Annotated in this window: 20 protein-coding genes; 9 read left to right on the plus strand and 11 right to left on the minus strand. The window is 70.6% G+C overall.

Annotated features, from left to right (window positions below):
• Positions 1–133 precede the first annotated feature (133 nt).
• Complete coding sequence (locus tag NDW01_RS35350) at positions 134–3,421, plus strand: GH92 family glycosyl hydrolase (RefSeq protein WP_252828707.1); 3,288 nt, start codon at positions 134–136, stop codon at positions 3,419–3,421.
• Between the two features lie 118 nt (positions 3,422–3,539).
• On the opposite strand, the gene NDW01_RS35355 is transcribed toward NDW01_RS35350, so the two are convergent.
• The 6 genes from NDW01_RS35355 to NDW01_RS35380 form a co-directional block, all read right to left on the minus strand.
• Entirely contained in the window at positions 3,540–4,766 is a 1,227-nt protein-coding gene (locus NDW01_RS35355; protein WP_252828708.1) for a cytochrome P450, read from the minus strand.
• Positions 4,767–4,789: 23 nt separating this feature from the next.
• Positions 4,790–6,400 (minus strand): FAD-dependent oxidoreductase, encoded by a 1,611-nt coding sequence (locus NDW01_RS35360; protein WP_252828709.1) that lies wholly within the window; start codon positions 6,398–6,400, stop codon positions 4,790–4,792.
• A gap of 174 nt (positions 6,401–6,574) precedes the next feature.
• A complete protein-coding gene (locus NDW01_RS35365) occupies positions 6,575–7,423 on the minus strand; it encodes a carbon-nitrogen hydrolase family protein (RefSeq protein WP_252828710.1) in 849 nt (282 codons plus the stop codon).
• Positions 7,420–8,076 (minus strand): response regulator, encoded by a 657-nt coding sequence (locus NDW01_RS35370; protein WP_252828711.1) that lies wholly within the window; start codon positions 8,074–8,076, stop codon positions 7,420–7,422. The genes NDW01_RS35365 and NDW01_RS35370 overlap by 4 nt, the downstream gene beginning before the upstream one ends.
• Positions 8,073–9,221: a sensor histidine kinase gene (locus NDW01_RS35375; protein ID WP_252828712.1), complete on the minus strand. Its 1,149-nt coding sequence runs from the start codon at positions 9,219–9,221 to the stop codon at positions 8,073–8,075. Before NDW01_RS35375 ends, NDW01_RS35370 begins: the two co-directional genes overlap by 4 nt.
• Complete coding sequence (locus NDW01_RS35380) at positions 9,218–10,423, minus strand: sensor histidine kinase (RefSeq protein WP_252828713.1); 1,206 nt, start codon at positions 10,421–10,423, stop codon at positions 9,218–9,220. Before NDW01_RS35380 ends, NDW01_RS35375 begins: the two co-directional genes overlap by 4 nt.
• Positions 10,424–10,556: 133 nt before the next feature.
• Here NDW01_RS35380 and NDW01_RS35385 point away from each other — a divergent pair, with 133 nt between their 5' ends.
• The 3 genes from NDW01_RS35385 (at position 10,557) to NDW01_RS35395 (ending at position 13,476) form a co-directional block, all read left to right on the plus strand.
• On the plus strand, positions 10,557–11,468 hold the full coding sequence (locus tag NDW01_RS35385; protein WP_252828714.1) for an ABC transporter ATP-binding protein: 912 nt from the start codon (positions 10,557–10,559) through the stop codon (positions 11,466–11,468).
• Positions 11,465–12,316: a hypothetical protein gene (locus tag NDW01_RS35390; RefSeq protein WP_252828715.1), complete on the plus strand. Its 852-nt coding sequence runs from the start codon at positions 11,465–11,467 to the stop codon at positions 12,314–12,316. Before NDW01_RS35385 ends, NDW01_RS35390 begins: the two co-directional genes overlap by 4 nt.
• A gap of 167 nt (positions 12,317–12,483) precedes the next feature.
• On the plus strand, positions 12,484–13,476 hold the full coding sequence (locus tag NDW01_RS35395; protein ID WP_252828716.1) for an LLM class flavin-dependent oxidoreductase: 993 nt from the start codon (positions 12,484–12,486) through the stop codon (positions 13,474–13,476).
• Here the strand turns inward: NDW01_RS35395 and NDW01_RS35400 are convergent.
• A complete protein-coding gene (locus NDW01_RS35400; protein ID WP_252828717.1) occupies positions 13,444–14,313 on the minus strand; it encodes an SDR family NAD(P)-dependent oxidoreductase in 870 nt (289 codons plus the stop codon). The two genes, NDW01_RS35395 and NDW01_RS35400, sit on opposite strands and share 33 nt — an antisense overlap.
• Positions 14,314–14,445: 132 nt before the next feature.
• On the opposite strand from NDW01_RS35400, the gene NDW01_RS35405 reads away from it, so the two are divergent.
• Positions 14,446–15,345 (plus strand): LysR family transcriptional regulator, encoded by a 900-nt coding sequence (locus NDW01_RS35405; RefSeq protein ID WP_252828718.1) that lies wholly within the window; start codon positions 14,446–14,448, stop codon positions 15,343–15,345.
• 97 nt (positions 15,346–15,442) lie between these two features.
• Here NDW01_RS35405 and NDW01_RS35410 read toward each other — a convergent pair whose 3' ends face one another.
• Entirely contained in the window at positions 15,443–16,306 is an 864-nt protein-coding gene (locus tag NDW01_RS35410; protein ID WP_252828719.1) for an SDR family oxidoreductase, read from the minus strand.
• Between the two features lie 188 nt (positions 16,307–16,494).
• On the opposite strand from NDW01_RS35410, the gene NDW01_RS35415 reads away from it, so the two are divergent.
• Positions 16,495–17,379 carry a helix-turn-helix transcriptional regulator gene (locus NDW01_RS35415; RefSeq protein ID WP_252828720.1) on the plus strand — a complete coding sequence of 295 codons (885 nt, stop codon included), beginning with the start codon at positions 16,495–16,497 and terminating at the stop codon, positions 17,377–17,379.
• Positions 17,380–18,233: 854 nt separating this feature from the next.
• Here the strand turns inward: NDW01_RS35415 and NDW01_RS35420 are convergent.
• Both NDW01_RS35420 and NDW01_RS35425 read right to left on the minus strand, forming a co-directional pair.
• Entirely contained in the window at positions 18,234–19,157 is a 924-nt protein-coding gene (locus NDW01_RS35420) for an alpha/beta hydrolase (RefSeq protein WP_252828721.1), read from the minus strand.
• A gap of 313 nt (positions 19,158–19,470) precedes the next feature.
• Positions 19,471–20,994 carry an MFS transporter gene (locus NDW01_RS35425; protein ID WP_252828722.1) on the minus strand — a complete coding sequence of 508 codons (1,524 nt, stop codon included), beginning with the start codon at positions 20,992–20,994 and terminating at the stop codon, positions 19,471–19,473.
• Between the two features lie 105 nt (positions 20,995–21,099).
• Here NDW01_RS35425 and NDW01_RS35430 point away from each other — a divergent pair, with 105 nt between their 5' ends.
• Positions 21,100–21,555 (plus strand): MarR family winged helix-turn-helix transcriptional regulator, encoded by a 456-nt coding sequence (locus NDW01_RS35430; RefSeq protein WP_252828723.1) that lies wholly within the window; start codon positions 21,100–21,102, stop codon positions 21,553–21,555.
• Between the two features lie 22 nt (positions 21,556–21,577).
• Here NDW01_RS35430 and NDW01_RS35435 read toward each other — a convergent pair whose 3' ends face one another.
• Entirely contained in the window at positions 21,578–21,772 is a 195-nt protein-coding gene (locus tag NDW01_RS35435) for a hypothetical protein (RefSeq protein WP_252828724.1), read from the minus strand.
• A 171-nt stretch (positions 21,773–21,943) separates the two neighbouring features.
• On the opposite strand from NDW01_RS35435, the gene NDW01_RS35440 reads away from it, so the two are divergent.
• Both NDW01_RS35440 and NDW01_RS35445 read left to right on the plus strand, forming a co-directional pair.
• Positions 21,944–22,120, plus strand: coding sequence for a hypothetical protein (locus NDW01_RS35440; protein WP_252828725.1), 177 nt, complete (start codon positions 21,944–21,946; stop codon positions 22,118–22,120).
• A 258-nt stretch (positions 22,121–22,378) separates the two neighbouring features.
• A complete protein-coding gene (locus tag NDW01_RS35445; protein WP_252828726.1) occupies positions 22,379–22,738 on the plus strand; it encodes a hypothetical protein in 360 nt (119 codons plus the stop codon).
• The last annotated feature ends 75 nt before the right edge of the window (positions 22,739–22,813 follow it).

A 22,813-nucleotide genomic window follows, 5' to 3' on the forward strand; every position in this document is an offset into this window, starting at 1 on the left:
CCTCTGTGACCGATTCTGACCATTGACTCCCGAGTTACGGAGGTTAACAATGCCGATAGTCGTGACAACGTTGTCATGACGCGCGCGATGGTCCTCCGCCAGCGCAACCGGTGACCTCCCCCGAGGAGCAGCTGTGTTCAGACGCGTCCGCCCCCGATTGGCAGGCCTGCTCGGCCTGGCCCTGACCTCCTTGGCCGTCTCGGCCGTACCGGCCCGAGCGGCCACCCCCGATCTCGCCTCCTACGTGAACCCGTTCGTCGGGACCCAGGACGGCGGCCCCGACTTCGGACACGGCGGCGGCGCCGGGATGGACTTCCCCGGCGCCGTCGCGCCGTTCGGGATGATGCAGTGGAGCCCCGACACCGTCCGCTCGTCCGGCGGCGGCTACAAGTACGAGGACAACCGCCTGCGCGGCTTCAGCATGACCCACATCTCCGGGCCGGGCTGCACGGGCGCGCAGGACTTCCCCGTCATCCCGTTCTCCGGGCCGATCAAGAACTCGCCGGCGACCCACGGCACCGACTACGTGCAGACCTTCAAGCACGAGAATGAACAGGCCTCCCCGGGGTCGTACGCCGTGACGCTCGACAGCGGCGTGAAGACGGAGCTGACCGCGACGCAGCGGGGCGGCGTCGCGCGGTTCACCTTCCCGACGGACAAGGTCGGCACGCTCCTGCTCAACGTGACGGGGTCGATCAACGGCGTGGACGACGCCGAGGCCACCGTCAAGGGCAACACCGTGTCCGGCTGGGCCAAGACCGGCGGGTTCTGCAACACCGACGCCAAGTACTACGTCTACTTCACCGCGACCTTCGACCGGCCGTTCCAGGCGTACGGCACGTGGAAGAACGACTCGGTCGAGCCGGGCGAGGACGCGGTGCGCGGCAGTTCCCCGGCGAAGGTGCCACAGCAGACCAGGAAGATCGTCGGGCGGATCAACAACGGCCCCGAAGGCCGGCCGATGCCGCAGCGCTCGCTCCAGGCCAAGACCCAGGACGTCACCGTCAAGGGCCCCGGCTCGGGCGTCTACCTGCAGTTCGACACCAGCAAGGCCAAGCCGGTGCAGATGCGTGCCGCGGTGTCGTACGTCAGCATCGACGGCGCGAAGCAGAACCTCAAGAAGGAGATCGGCGGGCGGAGCTTCGACTCCGTACGGACCGCCGCGCGGGCCGCGTGGAACAAGCGGCTCGGGCAGATCAAGGTGAGCGGCGGCGCCGCCGACCGGCTGCGCACCTTCTACACGGCGCTCTACCACGCCATGCTGCAGCCGTACGTCTTCGACGACGTCGACGGCACCTACACCGGCTTCGACTACCGCACCCACAAGGTCAAGAAGGGCCACCACCAGTACGCGACCTTCTCCGGGTGGGACATCTACCGCAGCGAGGCGCAGCTCATCGCGCTGCTCGCCCCCGACGTGGGCGCGGACATCGCCCAGTCGATGTACAACGACGCGCATTCCGTCGGTGACGTGTGGGACCGCTGGTCGCACCAGAACACCATGACCGGCGTGATGAACGGCGACCCGTACCACTCGATCATCGCGACGATGTACGCCTTCGGCGCCCGGAGCTTCGACGCGAACGCCGCGCTGGCCGCCATGGTCAAGGGCGCGAACCGCGTCGGGGAGGACAAGGCGACCGGCTACACCGAACGTCCCGGCAACGCCGACTACCTCAAGCTCGGCTACGTGCCGGCCGACCCGGCGACGACGCTGGAGTACGGCATGGCCGACTTCGGCATCGCCCAGCTCGCCCAGCGCCTGGGGGAGAAGGACACCTACCAGGAGTTCATGAAGCGGGCGCACGGCTGGGAGACGATCTACAACCCGCTGAACGACTGGATCCAGCCGCGCTTCGGCGACGGTTCGTTCCTCACGCCGTTCGACCCCGCCGACTCCAACTGGTACGTCGAGGGCAACGGCTCGCAGTACCACTGGATGGTCTACGAGGACGTCGCCGGGCTCTTCAACGCCATGGGCGGCCGGGACCAGGCGGCCAAGCGGCTCGACACGTTCTTCACCAAGCTCAACGCCGGCTCGCACGAGGCGTACGCCTACCTCGGCAACGAGCCGTCCCTGCAGTCCCCGTGGCTCTACGTCTGGGCCGGACAGCCCTACAAGACCCAGGACGTCGTCGCGCGGGCCCGTACGCAGCTGTTCAAGCCCACCCCGGACGGCCTGGTGGGCAACGACGACCTCGGCACGATGTCGGCGTGGCGGGTGTTCGCCGGACTCGGCATGTACCCGGCGATCCCGGGCCGCGCCGAGATGGTGCTGAACAGCCCGGAGTTCCCGCAGATCACGATCAAGCGGTCGAGCGGCCAGAAGATCACCATCAACGCGCCGGGAGCCTCCGACACCAACAAGTACGTCCAGTCGCTGAAGGTCGGCGGCAAGGCGACCAGCCGCGCCTGGCTGCCCGAGTCCTTCGTGGCCTCCGGCGGCAGCCTGGACTACACGCTCGGCGCGCAGCCGAATACCACGTTCGGCAGCGACCCGAAGGACGCTCCGCCGTCCTTCGGCACCGGCGCGCGGCCGTTCCTGTCGGCGCTCCAGCCGGGTACCGCGTCGGTCGAGCCGGGCGGCTCCACCGAGGCGACCCTGCGCGTGCAGGCCGTCGGCGCGGGTGACACCGTCACCTGGACCGCCAAGCCGCCGGCGGGCATCACCGTCACGCCGTCCTCCGGCACGCTGAAGATCCCCGACGCCGGGCACGCCGACCAGAAGGTCACCGTGTCGGTGAGCGCCGACCAGAAGCTGGACTACTACTCGGTGCCGATCGAGCTGACCGCCTCCGGGCAGTCGGTGGGCACCACCGGCATCTCGCTCAACGTCGCCAAGCGCGGCACGATCGAGTGGTACCAGAACAACGCCGGCATCTCCGACGACGGCAAGGCCGGGAACGCCAACTTCGACGGCGGCGGCTGGAGTTACTCCGCGCAGGCCCTGGCCGCGGCCGGGCTGAAGCCGGGACAGCCGGTGACGTGGAAGGGCTTCACGTTCACCTGGCCGAACCGCACGCCCGGTCAGCTCGACAACGTTCAGGCGAACGGCCAGGTCGTCGACCTGCCGACCGCGCCGAAGGGCGCGTCCCAGCTGGCCTTCCTCGGCGCGGCCGGCAACGGCGACGCCTCGTCGACGGTGACGATCACCTACACCGACGGGTCGACGGCGACCGCCAAGCTGGAGTTCAGCGACTGGGCGCTCGGCGCCGACGCCTACCCGCCGAAGTTCGGCAACGAGATCGTCGCCAAGACGCCGTACCGGAACACCTCCGACGGCGGCAACCAGAAGCTCAACATCTACGTGTTCGGGGCCACGCCGATCGCGCTTGACGCGAGCAAGCAGGTCAAGAGCGTGACCCTGGGCACCCCGTCCAGCGGAGGCTCGCTGCACGTCTTCGCCTGGGCCTTCTCCTGATCCGTTCCCGGTGAGCCCGACCCGGGCTCACCGGGCTCGACCCTCACCCTTGATGCCCCGGTGCCACGAGCACCGGGGCATCATCCGTTCCCCGCGGTGTCGCCGGGCGACCGGCCGCTCAGGCGGTCACTCCGTCGACGTCGACGAGGAGATGGCGGGGCCCGCGCAGCTCGGCGCTCGGGCGGTACGGAGGCGGGTCCGCGACCAGCCGGGGATTGTCGAGCCGCCTCGCCAGCTCCGTCAGGGCGATCTGCGTCTCCAGCCGGGCCAGCGGGGCGCCGAAGCAGTAGTGGATTCCGCCACCGAACCCCAGGTGCTCGTTGTACCGGCGATCCGGGTCGAAGTGGTCGGGATCGGTCACGTGCGCCGGATCGCGGCTTCCCGCCGCGAGCGCCACGGCGATGGGCGCGCCCTTCGGGATGACGGTTCCGCCGATCTCGATGTCGTCCAGGGCGACCCGCGAGGACAGGAAGTGCACCGGGGGCTCGTACCGCAGCAGCTCCTCGACCATGGAGACGGCCAGGGCCGGCTCCTGACGCAGCCGATCGAGCAGCGCCGGGTGACGCAGCAGGGTGAGCATCCCGTTGGTGATCAGGTTGACCGTCGTCTCATGGCCGGCGATCAGCAGCAGTGTGGCGGTGGCCACCACCTCGACCGGCGACATCGGGTCCTCCGCGCCCTCATCGGTCACGAGACCGGAGAGCAGGTCGTCCCCGGGGTTCTCGCGGCGTTCGTCGATGATGCCGCCGAGGTACCGGTGCAGCTCGACCACCGCGGCCTGCCGTCGCCGCAGCCGCTCCGCCCGGCCCTCCTCTCTGGGGTCGAGCGACTCCACCACCGCGTCGGCCCACTCGTGGAACGACGCCTCGTCCTCGCGCGGCACGCCGAGGATCCGGCAGATCATCGTGACCGGGAACGGATAGGCGACGTCGTCGACGACGTCGATGCGAGCCCGGCCCGCGACGCCGTCGATCAGCTCCGTGATCACCCGGAGCATCTCCGGCCGCAGACTCTCCACCAGGCGCGGCGAGTGCGGCGGGCCGAAGTGACGCATCGCCAGGCGGCGGAGCCGATCGTGTTCGGGCGGGTCGGTGTTGATGAAGGACGGTGGCGGCACCGCCGTGGCCTCATCGGACCCGGGCTCGCCCGGCTGCGGGACGTTGCGGCGGGTGGAGCTGACGCGCGGGTCGTGCAGCAGCGCGACGATCTCGTCGTAGCCGCTGACGACGTACGTCCCGTCCTCCTGCCGCGACACCGGGGTCGCGCGCAACTCGGCGTACAGCGGATACGGGTCGGCGCGCCCGGCCGGATCGAAGATCTGCTCGAAGACGCTCATCGGTGCCATGGCGGCGCCTCCTCCTGGCTCGTTCACCGGTCGTCGTGCAGCAGCCAGGCGCGGCGTTCGGCCGGATCGTGCCCGGTCACCACGACGGTGACCTGGGACGGCTCCAGCCGTTCCGGCACCTCGGCCGGGACCGGCCGCCGTTCGGCCCGGTCGGCGCCGGGAAGCTCGGGCGGGAACGGCGCGGCGCGCTCGATCAGGCCCTGGTAGAAGTCCAGCCACATGGCCTGGTCGAACGTGATCGCGGCCGTGATCCGGCCCCGGTAGCCGTAGACGGCGACGAACCGGCGTTCCGCGAGAGAACCCTGCGCGATGACCACCTCGTCGGCGAAGGTCGGCACTCCGACCGACTTGATGTTGGTCCCGAACTGGTTCGACCAGAACACCGGCAGGGACAGATGCGGCCAGCGGTGCGCCTGGTCGCTGATCATGTTGTGCGCGGCGATCTCGGCCTGGGCGACCGCGTTCCCCCAGTGCTCGAGCGCCATGAACTGGTAGTTGTAGACCGGATGCGGGAAGCGCGCGACGTCGCCCGCGACGAACACGTCATCGGTCACCAGGCCGTTGCTGTCGAAGGCGCGGCAGCCCGCGTCGCAGGCCACCCCCCACACTCCCGCCGCGAGCCCGGAGCCGCGCAGCCACTCGACGTTGCGGACCGCTCCGAGGGCGACCACCGCGACGTCGGCCTCGACCGTGCTCCCGTCGGAGAGCCGAGCGGCCCGGACCCGGCCGTCCGCGTCGCCTTCCAGGGCCTCCACCGTCACACCGCACCGCAGGTCCACGCCGTGATCTCGTTGCATGGCGGCCGCGGCGGCTCCGATCACCCCGCCCAGCGCGCCGACCAGCGGCACCGGGCCGCGTTCGACCACGGTCACGGGCAGGTCCAGAGCCCGGCAGACCGACGCGACCTCCGAGCCGGTGAACCCCGCGCCGATGACCAGTACCCGGCGCGGGCCGGCCGCGAGGCGCTCTCGCAGCAGGGCGGCCTCGTCCATCCCGCGCAGCGGGATCACCCCGTCCAGCGCCGCCTCCTGTCGGTCCGGCCAGGGCCGGGCGCGGGCGCCCGTCGCGATCAGCAGCCGGTCGAAGGGCACCTCCCGGTCGTCGGCGAGCCGCACTCTCTTGGCCGCCAGGTCGAGGCCGGTCGCGGCGATCCCGGAGAGCCACTCGGCATCGACCTCGCGCAGGCGGGGGAGCAGCGTGTGATCCTCCGGCGCGAGGCCCGTCAGCACCTGCTTGGACAACGGCGGCCGGTCGTACGGCTCGTACGGTTCGTCGCCGATCAGGGTGAGTGAGCCGGTGAAGCCGTCCCGGCGGAGGACGCCCGCGGCCCGCGCGCCGGCCAGTGAGGCACCGACGATCACGATCCGGCCCGTCTTCCGGGACCCGTCGCCGGCACGAACCGGCGGAGGAGCCGGACCGGTCCTCATCCCGGGGTGCCGCGTGGCCATCTGGTCGAGGTGAATGGCCTGGACCGGGCAGGCCGCCGCCGCCCGGAGGACGTGCTCGCGCTGCGCGTCGTCCGTGTCGGGGTCGTAGAGCAGCGCTTCCTGACCGTTCATCGTGAACACGTCGGGTGCGAGGAACGCGCATTGGCCGTACCCCTGGCACCGTGTGAGATCGACGATCACGCGCATCCGGCGCACCCCCCGTCGTGCGCGGCCACCCGGCGAACCCGGTCCGATCGGCGCGGCGGCCTTCCTCCGGCTGTCCGTCGGAGACCTACCCGGCGTTCCGGTCTTTCAGGCCGGGGACCGGATATAAGGGTGAGGTGCTTCGACACCCGGTGCGCCGAGGAGGGCCGGTGACGCTCAGAACCGGGTCCTGTCCCCGCTGCGCGGGTCGTCGACCCGGCGGCCCTCGTACACGTCACCCGCCCGCGCCGTCGCCCGCCACGGCCGGGCCTTGTGCAACGCCACGTCGAGGGCCGGGTCGCCCCGATTCAGCTCGACGCAGACCAGCCCGGGTTCACCGTCCGCCGTACAGCTCCCGAGCCGGTATCCGTGCGGCCCGATCACTCCGGACGGCATGGCGGCGCTGCACTGTGCCGGCACGGAGACGGAGATCCAGAGAGCGGAGGCGGCGGCGTGCGCCCGCGCGAGGACCTCGAAGATCGGGTCGCGCGAGTACGAGGAGAACAGGACGCAGTCGACGCCCGAGGCGGCGTACTCGAGGAAGAGCTCCGGGAAGGTGACCTCGATGCAGAGCGCGCAGCCGAACCGGAAGCCGTCGACGTCGAACACGCAGGGGGTGAAGCCGGGGGAGTACCAGTCGCCGATCTCGGTGTGAGAGCACCGTCTCTTGTCGTACCGGCCGACGAGTTCGCCCTGGTCGGAGAGGACGTACAGGCTGTTGTGCGGCCGGTTCGGCGGCGTCAGACGGTGGTTGCCGCCGACCACGGCCCACAGGCCGAGCTCACCCGCCAGCGCCGCGACGCGCTCCAGCTGCTCTCGGACGGCGCCCCAGTCGACGTTCCAGCCGGACAGCGCCCGCTTCGCCGCCCGGTCGCCGGGGTAGCCGGAGACCGCGCCCTCGGGGAACTGGACGAGCCGGGCGCCCGCCGCCTTCGCGGCCGCCATCGTCTCCCGGATGACGGCCCCGTTGGCCTCCGGGTCGCAGCCGACCGGGATCTGCGCGGCCGCGATCGTCAGGGTGGTCACTGCGCCGCGGTCACCAGACCGGTCTCGTAGGCGATGATGACGAGCTGTACGCGGTCGCGGGCGTTCAGCTTGGTGAGCAGCCGGGTCACGTAGGTCTTGACGGTCGCGACGCTGATGATCAGCTCGGCCGCGATCTCGGCGTTGGACAGGCCGCGCCCGACGAGGGTCAGCACCTCGTGCTCGCGTTCGGTGATGCCGTCCAGCGTGCGCCGCGCGGGAACGGGCCCCGGGCGGCCGGCGAACTCCTCGATCAGGCGGCGTGTGACGCTCGGCGCGATCAGGCCGTCCCCGGCGGCGACCACGCGGATCGCGGCGAGGATGTCGTCCAGCGCCATGTCCTTGACGAGGAACCCGGCCGCGCCGGCGCGCAGGGCGCCGTAGACGTAGTCGTCATCGTCGAACGTGGTGAGGACGACGACATGCGTCGAGTCGTGATCAGCGGTGATCCGCCGGGTCGCCTCGATTCCGTCCATGCCGGGCATGCGGATGTCCATCACGACGACGTCCGGATCGAGGCCGCGCGCCAGCTCGACCGCCTCGGCGCCGTTTCCGGCCTCTCCGACGACCTCGATGTCGGGAGCGTCGGTGATGACCATCTGCAGTGCGGTGCGCACCAGCGGCTGGTCGTCGGCGAGGACAACGCGGACGGTCATGTGACTCCTGTCGGTAGGGGGAGGCGGGCGGTCACGCGGAAGCCGCCCTCGGGCCGTGGCCCGGTGGTGAGTTCTCCGTGCAGCAGGGCGACGCGCTCGCGCATGCCGACCAGACCGTAGCCGGTGCCGGAGGTTCCTCCGTGGCCGTGGCCGTCGTCGACGACCTCGATGGAGATCTCGTCGTTCCGGTGGTCGATGGAGACGGCACAGTGGGAGGCGCCGGAATGGCGTACCACGTTGGTGACGGCCTCCTGGATGATCCGGTACGCCGACAGGTCGACCTCCGGAGGCAGCGGGCGCCGTTCGCCCCGCTGATGGACGTCGACGCGGACTCCGGCGGCCGTGGTGGCCTCGGCCAGCCGGTCGACGTCCGCCAGGCCGGGCATCGCGTCGAGCGGCGCGGGCTCGGCGCCCTTCTCCAACTCGGCCTGCCGGAGGGCGCCGAGCATCCGGCGCAGCCCGGACAGCGTCTCCCGGCTGGCGGTCTCGACCTCGCCCAGCGCCTCGCGTGCCCGGGAGGGTTGCGTGTCGATCACCCGTTTCGCCGCGCCGGCCTGCAGGGCCACGATGCCGATGGTGTGCGCGACCATGTCGTGCAGCTCGCGCGCGATGCGGAGCCGCTCGGCGGTGACGGCGTCGGCCACCGCGCGCGTACGCAGTGCCTCCCCGTGCTCGCGGCGCTCGCGGATCAGCCTGCCGACCATGTAGGCGGTGGCGAGCGCCAGCAGGGCCGTCTCGGCGTTGACGCCCACGTCCCCGCCGTCGGAGAAGGCCCCCACGGTCAGGAACTGCACGACGACGGACAGCAGGACGGCGGCGGTCGAGACCCGAGAGGCCCGGGTGGCGACGATGAACGCCAGGGCCAGATCCGCCGCGAGGAAGGGAAGGAACGGGGCTCGACCGCTCTGGCGGTGGGGCCCCGCCAGCAGGACCACGGCGACGCAGCCGAGCAGCATCATGAGCAGCGCGAGCAGCGGGACCCGCCGGAGCACGCCGATGAGCAGGCTCATCGACAGGATCGCCGCGACGGCCAGGACAGGGCTGTAGTAGTGGAACGGCGCCGGGTGCGGCGAGCCCAGCTGTGACCAGGCCAGCGCGAGGGGGAACAGGACGGCTCCGCCCCAGGCCGCGATCGACCTCCTCATCGGACCCCCGTCGGCAGGGGAAGGCGGGCCGTGACGCGGAAGCCGCCTTCAGGCCGTGGCCCGGCGGTGAGGTCTCCGTGGAGCAGGGCGGCGCGCTCGCGCATGCCGACCAGGCCGTAGCCGGTGCCGGCGGTGGCTCCGTGGCCGCGGCCGTCGTCGACGACCTCGATCGCCACCTCCTGGTCCCGGCGGTCGATGGACACGACGCACGATCGTGCGCCGGAGTGACGGACCACGTTGGTGACCGCCTCCTGGATGATCCGGAACGCCGACAGGTCGACCTCCGGGGGCAGCGGGCGCCGTTCACCGCGCCATCGGACCTCGACGCGGAGTCCGGCGGAGGTGATCGTCTCGGCCAGCCGATCGACGTCGCCCAGACCGGGCATCTCATCGAGTACCGCCACGCGTGCTCCGTCCTTCAGCTCCGCCTGCCGGAGGGCGCCGAGCATCCGGCGCAGTCCGGACAGCGTCTCCCGGCTCGCCATCTCCACCTCCCGCAGGGCGTCACGCGCGCCGGTGGGCTGGGTGTCGATGACTCTTCGCGCCGCGCCGGCCTGCAGGGCGACGATGCCGATGGTGTGCGCGACCATGTCGTGCAGCTCACGCGCGATGCGGAGCCGCTCGGCGGTGACGGCCTCGGCGGCGGTCCGGGCTCGTGCGGCCTCGGCGTGCTCGCGCGCCTGGTGCGTCGAGTTGCCGATGAGCCAGGCGACCAGGGCGGTCATCGCCACGGCCAGTTCCGTCGACGTCCCGATGGTCCAATCGTTGGCCAGCCGGACTGCGAGGTACACGGCGAGCGTCGCGAAGACCAGACCGGCGGCGGTGAGCGAGGTCCGGAGCCGCCCGGTGGCCGCGACGAAGCACAGGGCGACGTCGACGGACAGGAACTGCGCCAACGGAATCGCGCCGACGCTCAGCGGGACCGTCCCGAGGACGGATCCGGCGAGCACCAGGGCGAGTGCCGTGAGCGGCCACCGCCGCAGCAGGCCGCTGCCGATCAGCGTGAGCGCGGTGGCCAGCGCCAGCGTCGTCCGGCCGTCCCACCGGTGGAAGAGGACGCCGGTGTAGACCGAGGCCACGCTCTCACCGGGCAGCCTGATCCGGATCAGGAACGTGAACACCGTGCCGGCGCACCAGGCCAGGGCCGTCCACGCGCCCGGAGGTACGCGCCTGAGCAGCGGAGAAGGGGGCACGGCGGACATGTTCGAGATCGTAATCGCCTGATCCGCGCAGGGCATCGGACCACGGATGTACGACCACGGTCGGCACCCGTACCCCGCGAATGCCGACGACGGCCCGATGCGCGGCGGGTCCCGCGCGCGACACCGTTGGCCCGTGATCGAAGTGAGCGGACTGACGAAGCACTATGGCTCGAAGACGGCTGTGAACGGCCTGACCTTCAGCGTGCGCCCCGGGCACGTCACCGGGTTCCTCGGCCCCAACGGCGCGGGCAAGAGCACGACCCTGCGGATGATCCTCGGGCTGAACGAACCCACCGGTGGAACCGCCACCGTCGCGGGCCGTCCGTTCCGCGACCGGCCGCGCGGGCTCCGCCACGTCGGCGCGCTGCTCGACGCCCAGGACGTGCACGGCGGACGGACCGCGTACGCGCACCTGTCCGCCCTCGCCCGCGCCAACCGGATTCCGCGGCGCCGGGTGGATGAGGTCCTGCACGAAGTGGGACTGACGGAGGCGGCGCGCCGTCGCATCGGCGGCTTCTCCCTGGGGATGAGGCAGCGGCTCGGCATCGCGACCGCCCTGCTCGGCGACCCGCCCGTCCTGCTGTTCGACGAGCCGATCAACGGCCTCGATCCCGAGGGCGTGCGATGGGTCCGCGGGCTGTTCCGCCGCCTGGCCGCCGAGGGCCGGACCGTGTTCGTCTCCAGTCATCTCATGAGCGAGATGGAGCACACGGCCGACCATCTCATCGTCATCGGCCGGGGCGAGCTGATCGCCGACGAGAGCCTGGCCGAGTTCGCCGCCCGCGGCACGCCGCAGAGCGTGACCGTGCGCACGCCTGACGCCTCCGCGCTGATGACCGTCCTGACCGCCGAGGGAGCGTCCGTGCGACCGGACGGCGACCAGGCGCTCACGGTCACCGGCCTGAGCGCCGCCCGCATCGGCGAGCTCGCCTTCCGGCACCGGGTGCTGCTCCACGAGCTCGCCCCCCGTACCGCCTCGCTGGAGGAGGCGTTCATGGAACTCACCGCCGACAGCGTCGAATACCTCGCCGGAGACGCCCGATGACCGCACCGGCCCGCACCGTCCGCCCCGGCGTCCCCGAGCCGCCCGCCCGGTTCCGCGACCTCCTCGCCGCCGAGTGGACCAAGCTCTGGTCGCTCCGCTCGACCTACTGGACGCTGCTCCTCAGCGGGCTGCTCGTCGTCGGGCTGAACGTCAACGCCGCCGTCGCCGACCACCACAACTGGCCGCACTACGACGCCGACATCCGCGCCATCTTCGTCCCGATCTGGGCGATGCGCGACGCGTTCACGCAGGTCGCCGGCCTGGTCCTCATGCTCGCCGCCGGCAGCGTCGGCGCCATCACCATCACCGGCGAGTACGGGACGGGGCTCGTCCGCACCACCTTCGCGGCCGTGCCGGCCCGTCGTTCGGTGGTGGCCGCCAAGCTGGTCGACGTCACGGTCGTCATGCTCGGCTACGGGGCGCTCGTCGCCGGAGCCTCCTTCTGGGTGACCCAGGCCATCCTGTCGGGCCGTCATGTCGGCATGTCGATCGGCTATCCGGGAGCGTTCCAGGCGGTCGCGGCGTCCGCGTTGCTCGCACCGGTCAGCGCGCTCGTCGGCATGGGCCTCGGCGCGATCATCCGGCACGGCGCGGCCACCATGGTGATCACCACGGCGGTGCTCCTGCTGCTGCCCCTCTGCTTCACCGACCACTACCGCTGGACGGCCGACGTCAAGCACGCCCTGCCCGCCAGCGCCTGGGGACGCCTGATCGACGTCGGCTACGGGCGCTTCGGCTTCGCCGTACGCCATCCCACGACGACCACCGAGGCGTGGATCGCGCTCGCCTCATGGGCGATCGCCGCCGCGGCCGTCGCCGTCACGGTCGTCCACCACCGCGACGTCTAGTGGAGGTCTTCGACGCCGGAGCCGTGTTGGTCCGGGACCAACGCGGCTCACGTGCCGCGGTATTTTGCCGAGTCGGATCGGACACCATGCCGCACAGGAACTCCGCTCACCCCGGCCGGTCACCGGATCGGTGAAAGAGCACTCGGCGCCAGCAGAAGGAGCCCTCGATGCCCGAGACGGACACCACTCCCGCGCGCGGGCGTGTCGGTGTCATGCTGCCCCGTGACGTGCCCGTCCGGGACGTGCTGCCTTACGCCCGGCGAGCCGAGGAGCTGGGATTCGACCAGGTATGGGTGGTGGAGGACCTCGGCTGGCGCGGCGGAATCGCACAGGCCGGCGCCGTCCTCGCCGGGACCGCAGGCATCACCGTCGGCATCGGCATCATGCCCGCCGGCGCCCGCAACGTGTGCTTCGCAGCGATGGAACTGGCCACCCTCGCCCAGCTGTATCCCGGCCGCCTCATCGCCGGCATCGGCCACGGCATGCCCGACTGGATGCGCCAGGCCGGAGCCTGGCCCGCCAGCCCCCTGACACTGCTCAAGGAGTACACCACCGCGCTCCGCCTGCTCATGCGCGGCGAGCCCGGCCCGGCAGGCGGCCGTTACGTACGCTGTGAAGGCGTCGTCATCACCGAGACCCCCGACATCGTCCCGCCGGTCGTCCTGGGCGTGCGCGGTCCTCGATCACAGGCCGCCGCAGGCGAGGTGGCCGACGGGCTCCTCCTGGCCGAACCCGCGGTCCCCGCCTACATCGCCTCCTCGCTGCGGCATCTGGGCAGTGCCTTCGACGCGAGCACCTTCGAAGTCGTCACCTACGACGCCACCGCCGTCGCCGACGATGAGGACACCGCTCTCGCCCGCGTCCGCGGCGGCCTGACCACCATCGGTGAGCCGGCCTGGGCCGCCCACATCGACCCCCTGCCGTTCGCCACGCAGCTGCGCGAACATCGCGCCGCCTGCGCCGACGCCCGGCAGTTCGCCCAGACCATGCCCGACGGCTGGGTCCGCCAACTGAGCATCGCCGGTACCCCCGACCAGGCACGCGAAGCGATCAGAGCCCGCCATACGGCGGGCGCGACCAGCGTCGTCCTCGCTCCCACCGGCCCCGACGCCCTGGCATCCCTCGACTCACTCGCCCGCGCCCTGCCCCCCGGCTCCTGAAGCGAGCGTGCGCTCGGTGAGGGCGCGCACCGTTGCCATCAGGTCGGGGGTGAGTGCTCCGGTCAGCGCGTCGGACGGGGAGCACTCCGGGTCGATGACGAGCCCGGTCTCGCCGCTCAGCGAGGGGTCGGTCGCCGCGAACACGACGGAACGCGCCGCTTCGGCCGCCGGGCGTTGCACGCCCTCGCGGATCTGCTCCCAGTGCGGTCGCAGCGGAGGCGGCAGGATCTCGGGCGTCATCTCGGCGGCATTCGGGGTCGCCGCCGCCCCCGGGTCGGCGGAGAACACCGAGACACCGGTGCCCCGCAGCCGTCCGGCCAGCTCCCGGGTGTACGCGAGGTGCGCGAGCTTCGCTCGACCGGACACGGCCATGCCGTAGTACTCGCCAGGCTCGACCTCGTCGTAGACCGGGCTCCCCGCGAGCAGCGCCGTCTGGATGGACGACGAGGTCACATCGACGATCCGGCTCGGACGGCCCGCCCGCAGCGCGTCGAGCAGCGTCTCGGTCAGCACGGTCGGCGCAAGGTGGTTGAGCGCGAAGCTCGCTTCGATGCCATCGGCGGTCTGCCACCGCTTCGACCACATGCCACCGACATTGTTCACGAGCAGCTGCAACGGGCCCTCCGCGGCGAGCCGCTCACCGAGCGCCCGAACCTCGGCCAGCACGGACAGGTCGGCCTGGATGAAACGGGCGTCCCCGATCCGGCGCACGGCCTCCTCTCCGTGCTCCGGGTCCCGTCCCACGACCGTCACCGCATATCCGCGCCGCGAGAGCTCCAATGCCACTTCCACGCCGATCCCGCGCGTGCCCGCGGTGACGACTGCCTTCCGTTCCATAACGCTCCTATGTTCCGCTGGGCGGCCGATCAGCCCTTGTGCAGAACATCGGAGTAAAGACGAGTGGTCAAAGGCCTGCTCGGCATGGAGCCATGCATTAGCGGCATGCCATAGATATGGAATCCTGGCCCTATGGGGGCAGATATCGATCTCAAACACTTCCGCTTCTTTCTCGCCGTGGCCGACGAAGGCACCTTCACCGGGGCGGCCCAGCGGCTGGGCATGACGCAGCCGGCGCTGTCGCGAGCGATCCAGGCGCTGGAGGACACGGTCGGAACGGCGTTGTTCATCCGGGGTCCGCAGGGAGCCGAGCTCACCGAGGCCGGCCGGATGCTGAGCCACGACGCCCGTGGCCTCGTCGAATTCGCCGACGCGGCGCTGACCCGAGTGACGAGATTCGGAAAGGAGGGCCCGCGGCTTCAGGTGACCGCCCGGGGGTGTGACGTGGACGTCGTTCACTCGCTCGTGGCCTCCTACAACGAGCGCCATCCACACGCACCGTCCGCTCACGCGGCAATGGTCGACTGGCGGGTCCAGGCCGACCAAGTCCGTGCCGGGGATACTGAAGCGACCTTGCTGCGCGCCCCGTTCGACCGCCGAGGCTTGGACAGCGACCTGGTGCGGATCGATCCCCGGGTCGCTTTGCTGCCCGAGACCCATGCGCTGGCCGGGCGAGAGGTGATCCACCGCAGCGAACTGGCCGACGAGGCGTTTCCTGTCTGGCCGGATCTCACGCCCGCCGAAACCGCCTTCTGGACGGGCACGGATCTTGTGCACTACGCATGGCGGCCCGGCCCCGTGGTGCACGACGGCATGCAGTTCGTCGGCAGCATCCGGCTGGGGCAGGCCATCGGCTTCATCGCCGGCGCACACCTACCCGAGCAGTTGCCCATCGGAATCCGTGCCGTGCCGGTCATCGGCCTCACGCACAGCGAATTGCACATCGCCTGGGCGACCACCGAGACCTCTCCCGATGTGGCGAGGTTCGTGCGGCACGCCACGGAGCAGACCATGGAGGCGATGGAAGCCTGAGAGAGGCGACAGCGGCGGAAGCCGCCGTTCCCGGAACGCTCGGGCCGGACCGGGAACGGCAGCGTGTACATGGACCGGGCATGGTGGTCCGTGGGGCTCAGCCGGTGGTGGGGTGGTCGGTGGCGGGTGCGGTGGTGGCGGTGGCGTCGAGGTTGTCCCGGAGGGCCCGGACCTTGGCGGTGGTGTAGGCGTGGGAGTCGGAGCCGAGGAGCCGGCGCAGGGGTCCTTCGCCGGCGACGACGCGGTCGATGATGGCCCGCGCCCCCTTGGCGGGGTCGCCGAGCTGGCCGCCCTGGAGCTTGAGGTGGTCGTCGACCATCGCGCGGATGGCGGGGTAGTGCTCGGTGGTGTCGGCGGGCAGGGCGAGGGAGTCGGTGGTGAGGAAGTCGGTACGGAAGTAGCCGGGCTCGACGATGGTGACGTCGATGCCGAAGTCGGCGACCTCGGCGGCCAGGGCCTCGCTGATGCCTTCCAGGGCGAATTTGCCCGCGCAGTACAGGGCCCAGCCGGGTACGGCGGTCAGGCCCAGGACGGAGGAGACGTTGACGATGTGGCCGCTGCGCCGTTCGCGCAGGACGGGCAGGGCGGCCCGCAGGACGTTCCACACGCCGACGACCTGGAGGTCGAGCATGTCGCGGACGTCACGGTCGCTGGTCTCCTCGACCGCGGCCAGGAAGCCGTAGCCGGCGTTGTTGACGACCACGTCCAGGCCGCCGAAGTGTTCGGTGGTCTTGCGCACGGCGGCCGCCACCTGTGCCTCGTCGCGCAGGTCGACGGTGAGCGGAAGGAGACGGGAGGCGTCGACCTCGTCGCCGAGCGCCGCGAGCAGCCGGTCGGAGGAACGCGTCGTCGCCGTGACGCTGTCACCGCGCTCCAGCAGCCGCCTGACCAGGTGCAGCCCCAGGCCGCGGGAAGTACCGGTGACGAGCCAGATCGCGGGCCGGTCGGTCGGAAAAGCCATGATCGTCCTTACTTCGTATCGGGTGCCAGGGTCCGGTCCCGAGCGACTTCTCGGGGCCGGCACATCCAGCGTGATCGGCCGAGCCCCGCCGTGGACGCCCCTATCGCGCCCTGCGCGGACGCGGACGCGGCGACCTAGGACTCACAGGACCAGTCGGGGAGCACCTCATATCGGTGAGACTGGTAGGCGTGGCTGACCGGAATCGTGAACTGGCGGACTTCCTCCGACGCGCCCGCGCGCAGGTCGATCCCTCGCGAGCAGGCCTTCCCCCGGACGGTCGCGTCCGCCGCGTGCCGGGCCTGCGCCGCGAGGAGGTCGCCCTGCTGGCCGGGGTGTCGACGGACTATTACGCCCGCCTCGAACAGGGACGTCCCATCAACCCTTCACCCGCCGTGGTCGAAGCCCTGGGCCGGGCCCTCGACCTCGACGCCGCGGGAAAGGCCCACCTCCACGACCTCATCGGGGTGACCACGGCGTCGGCGTCGGGCCGGCGGCGCCCCGTCGGGGTCCAGCGCGTGCGTCCGGGCCTCTACCAGCTCATCGACGCCCTCGACGGTGAACCGGCCCTCATCCTGGGACGTCGCACCGACATCCTCGCCGCCAACCGGATGGCACGCGCGCTCTTCGCCGACTTCGACCGGATGCCACGCCGGGAACGCAACTACGCGCGCTGGATGTTCCTCGACGACCACGCCCGCGCTCTCTTCCTGGACTGGGAGGATCAGGCCCGCGCCGCGGTGGAGAGCCTTCGACTCGAGATGGGTCGTGATCCCCACGATCAGAGCACCACGGCCCTCGTCGAGGAGCTGCGGGAACACAGCCCCGAGTTCGACCGCTGGTGGGAGCAGCACCGGGTCCACCAGCGCACCCACGGCAGCAAACGGCTCCGTCATCCCCTCGTCGGAGATCTCACCGTGGAGTACGAGACCCTCACCTTGCCCGGGGACCCCGACACCACTCTCTTCATCTACTCGGCCGAGCCCGACTCGGAGTCCCAGAAGAACCTGAACCTGCTGGCGAGCTGGACCTTCACCAGCCCTGTCGATCATCGGTCCAGCCCCGAATCCGCGTAGTCGGACGGTGCGCGCGGCCGTCAAGCCGCCGCATCGACGCCGGCCCACACGAGTAGGCGGACGCCCACGGTCCCGCGCCTGCGCATCCCTCACCGTCGGGAGCGCCCGAGTCCGCGCAGCGACCGTAGGATGCGCGCCGACCGCCCACGACGGGCGGCCGCCACGTACCAGACACCCGCGTGCTCGACGCGTCGGCCTGCACGACGGGACGGTTGCCGGGCAGGGGGACACGATCGTCACCCGCGACAACGACCGCCGTCTCACCACTGGGAAGCGGTGGGTGAAGAACGGCGACACCTGGATCGTCATCGAAAGCCATGAGGACGGGAGCTTGACCGTGCAGCGCCCCGGCTCCCGTGGGCGACGCGGCCCGGTCACGCTGCCCGCCGGTTATGTGGCCGAGCACGTCGCCCTGGCGTACGCGATCACCGCCCACAGGGCGCAGGGTGCGACGGTGGACACCGCGCATCGGGTCGTCCACGCTACAACGATCATGTCTCCGCCCGCACGATCCGCTACGGCGTGCTCCAGCATGAGGGCGCGGAGAAGTCGGCGCACGAGACGATCAGCCTTGCCGACGAGCAGGCGGGGGCGATCGTGGGTGGGGAGTCGTTCGGGCCGAACGACCCCGACCGGCGGGCGGCCTGGGAGCAGCAAGTTCGCACCATCGCCGCCTACCGCGACCGCCACGCCATCACCGGCCCCCGACCCGCTCGGACCCGCGTCGACCAGCCAGGGGCAGCGGCTCGAATACCAGCGCGCCGACGCCGCCGCCCGGCGAGCGAAGACCGCCGCCAACGAGGACGTCCGGCGACGGCACGGACCGGAGCTGCGAACCGACTCCGGCCGCAACCTCAGCCGATGAGGGTTTCTGCCGGGTCTGCGGTGCTGGAGAGGTGCTGGGAGAGGAATATGGACGCTCGCCGCAGGGCGGCGTCTGCCTCGTCGAGGAGGGTGGCGACGGCTTGGAAGACGTGGTGGACGCCGGGAGTGATGTCGAGGGTGATCGCCACGTTGTCGGCCGCGGCGCGTCCGGCGAGTCTGACGGCGTCGTCGAGCAGGCACTCGTGTGAGCCGGCCTGGATGAGCAATGGCGGGAAGCCGTCGAAGTCGCCGAAGAGTGGGCTGACGAGCGGGTCGGTGCGGGGTTGGTTGCCTGCGTACTCTCGGGCGCGCAGCTCAAGCGCTGCGCGGTAGATGACGGGATCGATATCGGCCTTGGTGTCGATGCTCGCGCCGGAGAGGGTGAGGTCCACCCACGGCGACATCACGAACGCGGCGGCGGGCATCGGTAGGCCCCGTTGTCTGGCGGCCAGGAGCGTAGCGAGGGCGAGTCCTCCGCCGGCAGACTCTCCCGCGACGGCCAACCGGGTTGGTGCGTAGGCGTCGAGTGCGGCTTGGTAGGCGTCGAGTCCGTCGGTGAGTGCTGCTGGGAACGGGTTCTCCGGTGCGAGGCGGTAGTCCACGGACAGGACCGTGACGCCGTTGCGGGCGGAGATCTGGCCTGGCAGTCCGATGGTCTCGGCCGCGGTTCCGATCGCGTACCCGCCGCCGTGGAAGTACAGGACGGCTGGCCGGCCTGGCTTCGCCTGTCCGGTGGAGATGCGAACGGCCGGCGTGTCGCCGAGTTGGATGTTGTCGGAGACGAGATCGGCCGGGCGCGGACGTGAAGCCATCAACTGCGCGAACAGCGCTCGCTGCTCTACCGCCTCGCCACCGACATCGAGGGGTGAGTCTCGCAGCGTCTGGGCGATGGCTTCGGCTTGTTCTCTGCTCATGAGCGTCATTTCTGATTGGAGTGGTCGTAGGGTTGGCTGGCTCCGGCCGGGATCGAGCCGGTCAGCGACGCGGTGCGGTTGGCCGGCATGGTGCGTTGCTGGCGGAACGCGCTTGGCGAGAGGCCGTAGGCGGCGTGAAAGCACTGGCTGGCGTGAAACTCGATAGATGTACCTCCTCAGCGAGTGCGTTGAGCGTCCACGGTTCGTCCAGTCGACTGCGCAGCAGCCCGACCGCAGAACGACATGACCGCGCACGACGCCGCGGGCGGCGAGTTCGAGCGACTTGCCCCGTTGAGAGGAACCACGGCCTGGGTCAGGAGGCGTCGTCTTCCCCCAGCAGGGTCCTCGCAACGTTCGCTGCCGTGGCGTGAGCAGCCGGTGTGGTGATCGCGAGCCCCATGGCGGTGATTGCGATCCCGCAGCCGAGGATGACCCACCAGCCGGAGTGGCTGGCGTGTGCGATGTCGAGGTGCGTGCTCGCTCCTGTTGCGGTGCCGGCGAGCGCACCGACGATTGCGACGCCGAGTGCTTGGCCGACCTGGCGGCTGGTGGACGCGATCCCGCCGGCGACGCCGGCCTGCGCCAGCGGCATCCCAGACACGGCGGCGTTGCTGATCGGGGCGTTCAGCACCCCAAACCCGGCACCGAACAGGACGTAGGCCGGCGCCAGGAGTGCGTAGGAGGTGTGGTCGGTGAGGCCGGCGAGGATCGCGGCTGAGGCGGTGATGCCGAGCCCGCCGACCAGCAGAGGAATACGCGGGCCGCGTGCGGCGACGATCCGGCCTGAGATCGGCGCGACGATGATCGTCAGGACGGCCATCGGGAGCGTGTGCAGGCCGGCGTTCAGCGGCGACATTCCGCGGGTCTCTTGCAGGTAGAGGGTGTTGAGGAACAAGAACCCGCCGAGTGACGCGAACGCGCAGGCTGCGACGACAGTCGCGCCGGAGAACGGCAGGCTGGCGAAGAACCGTAGATCGATCAACGGCTCCTCCGGCCGCCGCTCCCACACCAGCAAGCCACACGCCGAGACCGCGGCCAAAGCGAACGCGATCGTGATCTTCGCCGAACCCCACCCGGAGCCTGGCCCCTCGATGATCGCGAAGGTCAAAGCGGCGAACAGGGCGATCACGAGCACCTGGCCGGCCGGGTCCAGGCGACGTGACCTGGGCGCCCGTGACTCGGGAACGAACCGGGCAGTCAACGCGATCGTGGCCGCGGCGACCGGGATGTTGACCCAGAAGATCGACCGCCATCCCGCAGAGCTGACGAGCGTGCCACCGACGATCGGGCCGAGCGCCATGCTGACACCGATGATCGCTGCCCACACGCCCATCGCCCTCGCGCGCTCACGCCGATCGGTGAACGTGTTGGTAATGATCGACAGCGCGACCGGGTTGAGCATCGACCCGCCCACCGCCTGAACCGCACGGAACCCGACCAACAGACCGACGCTGGAAGCAAGGCTGCACAGCAGCGACCCGACGCCGAACACCGCGAGGCCGACTTGGAACACACGGCGACGGCCAAGCCGGTCGGCCATCGACCCCGACAGCATCAGCAGGCTCGCCAACACCAGCGTGTAGGCATCCACGATCCACTGAAGCCCAGAAACCGCGGTGTGCAGATCGTGGCTCATCACGGGAAGCGCCACGTTGACGATCGTGTTGTCCAAACCCACGATCAGCAGACTCAGACAGCAGATCGCCAGCACACCCCAACGCCGCCTCCCAGCCTGCTCAACGGCGGCCTGTTCGGACCGGCACGCCTCCGATGTAACACCGGCGCCCGCTTGCACTGCGACACCCCGCTCATCGCCGGGCGCGCGGTCGTCGCTCATCGCTTCGCTCCTGTCGCTCTTGGAAACCACGATCCGCAACCTAGCTCAAAGTTTTGATGGCGATCAAGTCCTTGATCCGCCTCAAGGCAAGCCTATACTGACGCCGTGAGCCAGCCACCAGACGTCATCCCAGAACAAGCGCTCCAGCGAGTCGGCTGGGCGCTACGCCGCGCCGACCTCACGCTCCAATCCGCCAAGGAGCCAGCCCTGCGAGCGGTCGGGCTCTCAACCGCCTCGTACTCGCTGCTGATGCACGTCCACGTCTACCCAGGACTCAACGGCGCCGAGCTGGGACGCCGCCTTGGCGTCAGCACCCAAGCAGTTGCGCTGCTGGCGACCAAGCTCGAAGCCAACGGACTAGTCGAACGACGCACCCACCCCCGGCATCGCAACATCCAAGAGCTGTACCTCACTGACGAAGGCCACCGCACGCTTCAGGCCGCGTACGAGCACATCGGCAAAATCGAGGACAAGCTCACCGACGCGCTCGGCCCCGAGGACGCCCAACACCTCCGCGAGCTCCTCGACACGGTGATAGCCGCGCTCGCAGACACCGAATGAGGCCGAGCATCCCGCGGGCCGTTCATCTGGCTCGCCTCCGTCGACGCTCGACATCAATGAACTCGTCGGCCATCCGCAGCCCGAGACGATCGGCGGCGAGCGCGATCTGCGCTCGCCGGCGCTCTACCTCGCGTGCCGCCTCATCGGTGGTCGTGGGTGCGACGCGGATGTAGGAGACGGCGGGCAGGTCGCTCGGCGACCAGCCCTCGGCACTCATGACGCCTGAGCGGCCGGTACGCGGGCATCCATGCGGGGGGCGTCGGGGTTGGCGGGGTGCGTGCGCTGCCGATCACGCGGCAGAACCGCTGCGCCTGACCGCAGAGGCAGGAACTGAGCGCCCAACCGGCTGCGAAGATCATGGCGGCCCGGGCGCGTGATCGTGACCGCAGTGCGCGCAGCCGTCGCAGTTGCCGAGCCCGGGTTGCAGTTGCCGGCCCGGCTGCTGGACGGGGTGGAGAAGATCATCCGGGATCTGGTGGAGCACCGGGAGGCGGACCGACGCCGACGGCTCACCGGCGACCTGGTGGACCGCGATGCGACACTTCGGCGCCGAAAAGTCCGTTAGGGAAGGAACCGCCGGGCTTCGGTTCACCGCCGTCCGGCGACCGGACGGCGGTGAACCGAAGGATCTCCCGCCTTCGCGGCACAGTCCGGGGTTCGTGACACTTCCCGGACTGAGCGGCTCCGGGATCAGAAGTACGGCGTGCAGCTCTTCGCGCGTCCGCTCTGCTGGACGCATGCGTGTGAGTGACTGCCGGCGTCGCTGATCGTGTCGGTTACGACGTGCGGGTTGTAAGCCGAGGCGGTCGCCCCGGTGTCCTGGTTGTACACCCAGATCTCCCATCCGGAAGATGTGCTCCGGTTGGTCATTACCGCGCGTACGGTCCTGCAGCCCGAGTTGTACTGGAGCCAGACCGTATCTGACCCAGAGGTGGCGGCCGAGATGTTCTGCCATGCCGTGCACGCGGCAGGGCCCGGGGGAGCCGCGTTGGCGGGCGCGGCCGCTCCGGTGAGCAGTGCGATGGCCGCGGCGGAGGTTGCGGCAGCGGCCACGACCCCGCCTTTCCCGATCAGTTTCATTTTCCCTCGTTTCTGGGGGTTGGGAGGAGCAGCGGTCGAGCGGGTCGACGAAGTGCCGGACGAACGGCGACGGCCGTACGACACCTTCACGAGCGCGCGGTGATAAGGCGCTTGAGTGATCGATCCTTTCCCTTTTCGATTTCGACGGTCACGCCCTGTCGGCCTTCGAATTCCGCTG

Source organism: Actinoallomurus soli (genome assembly GCF_024055715.1).
GTDB classification, from domain to species: Bacteria; Actinomycetota; Actinomycetes; order Streptosporangiales; family Streptosporangiaceae; genus Actinoallomurus; species Actinoallomurus soli.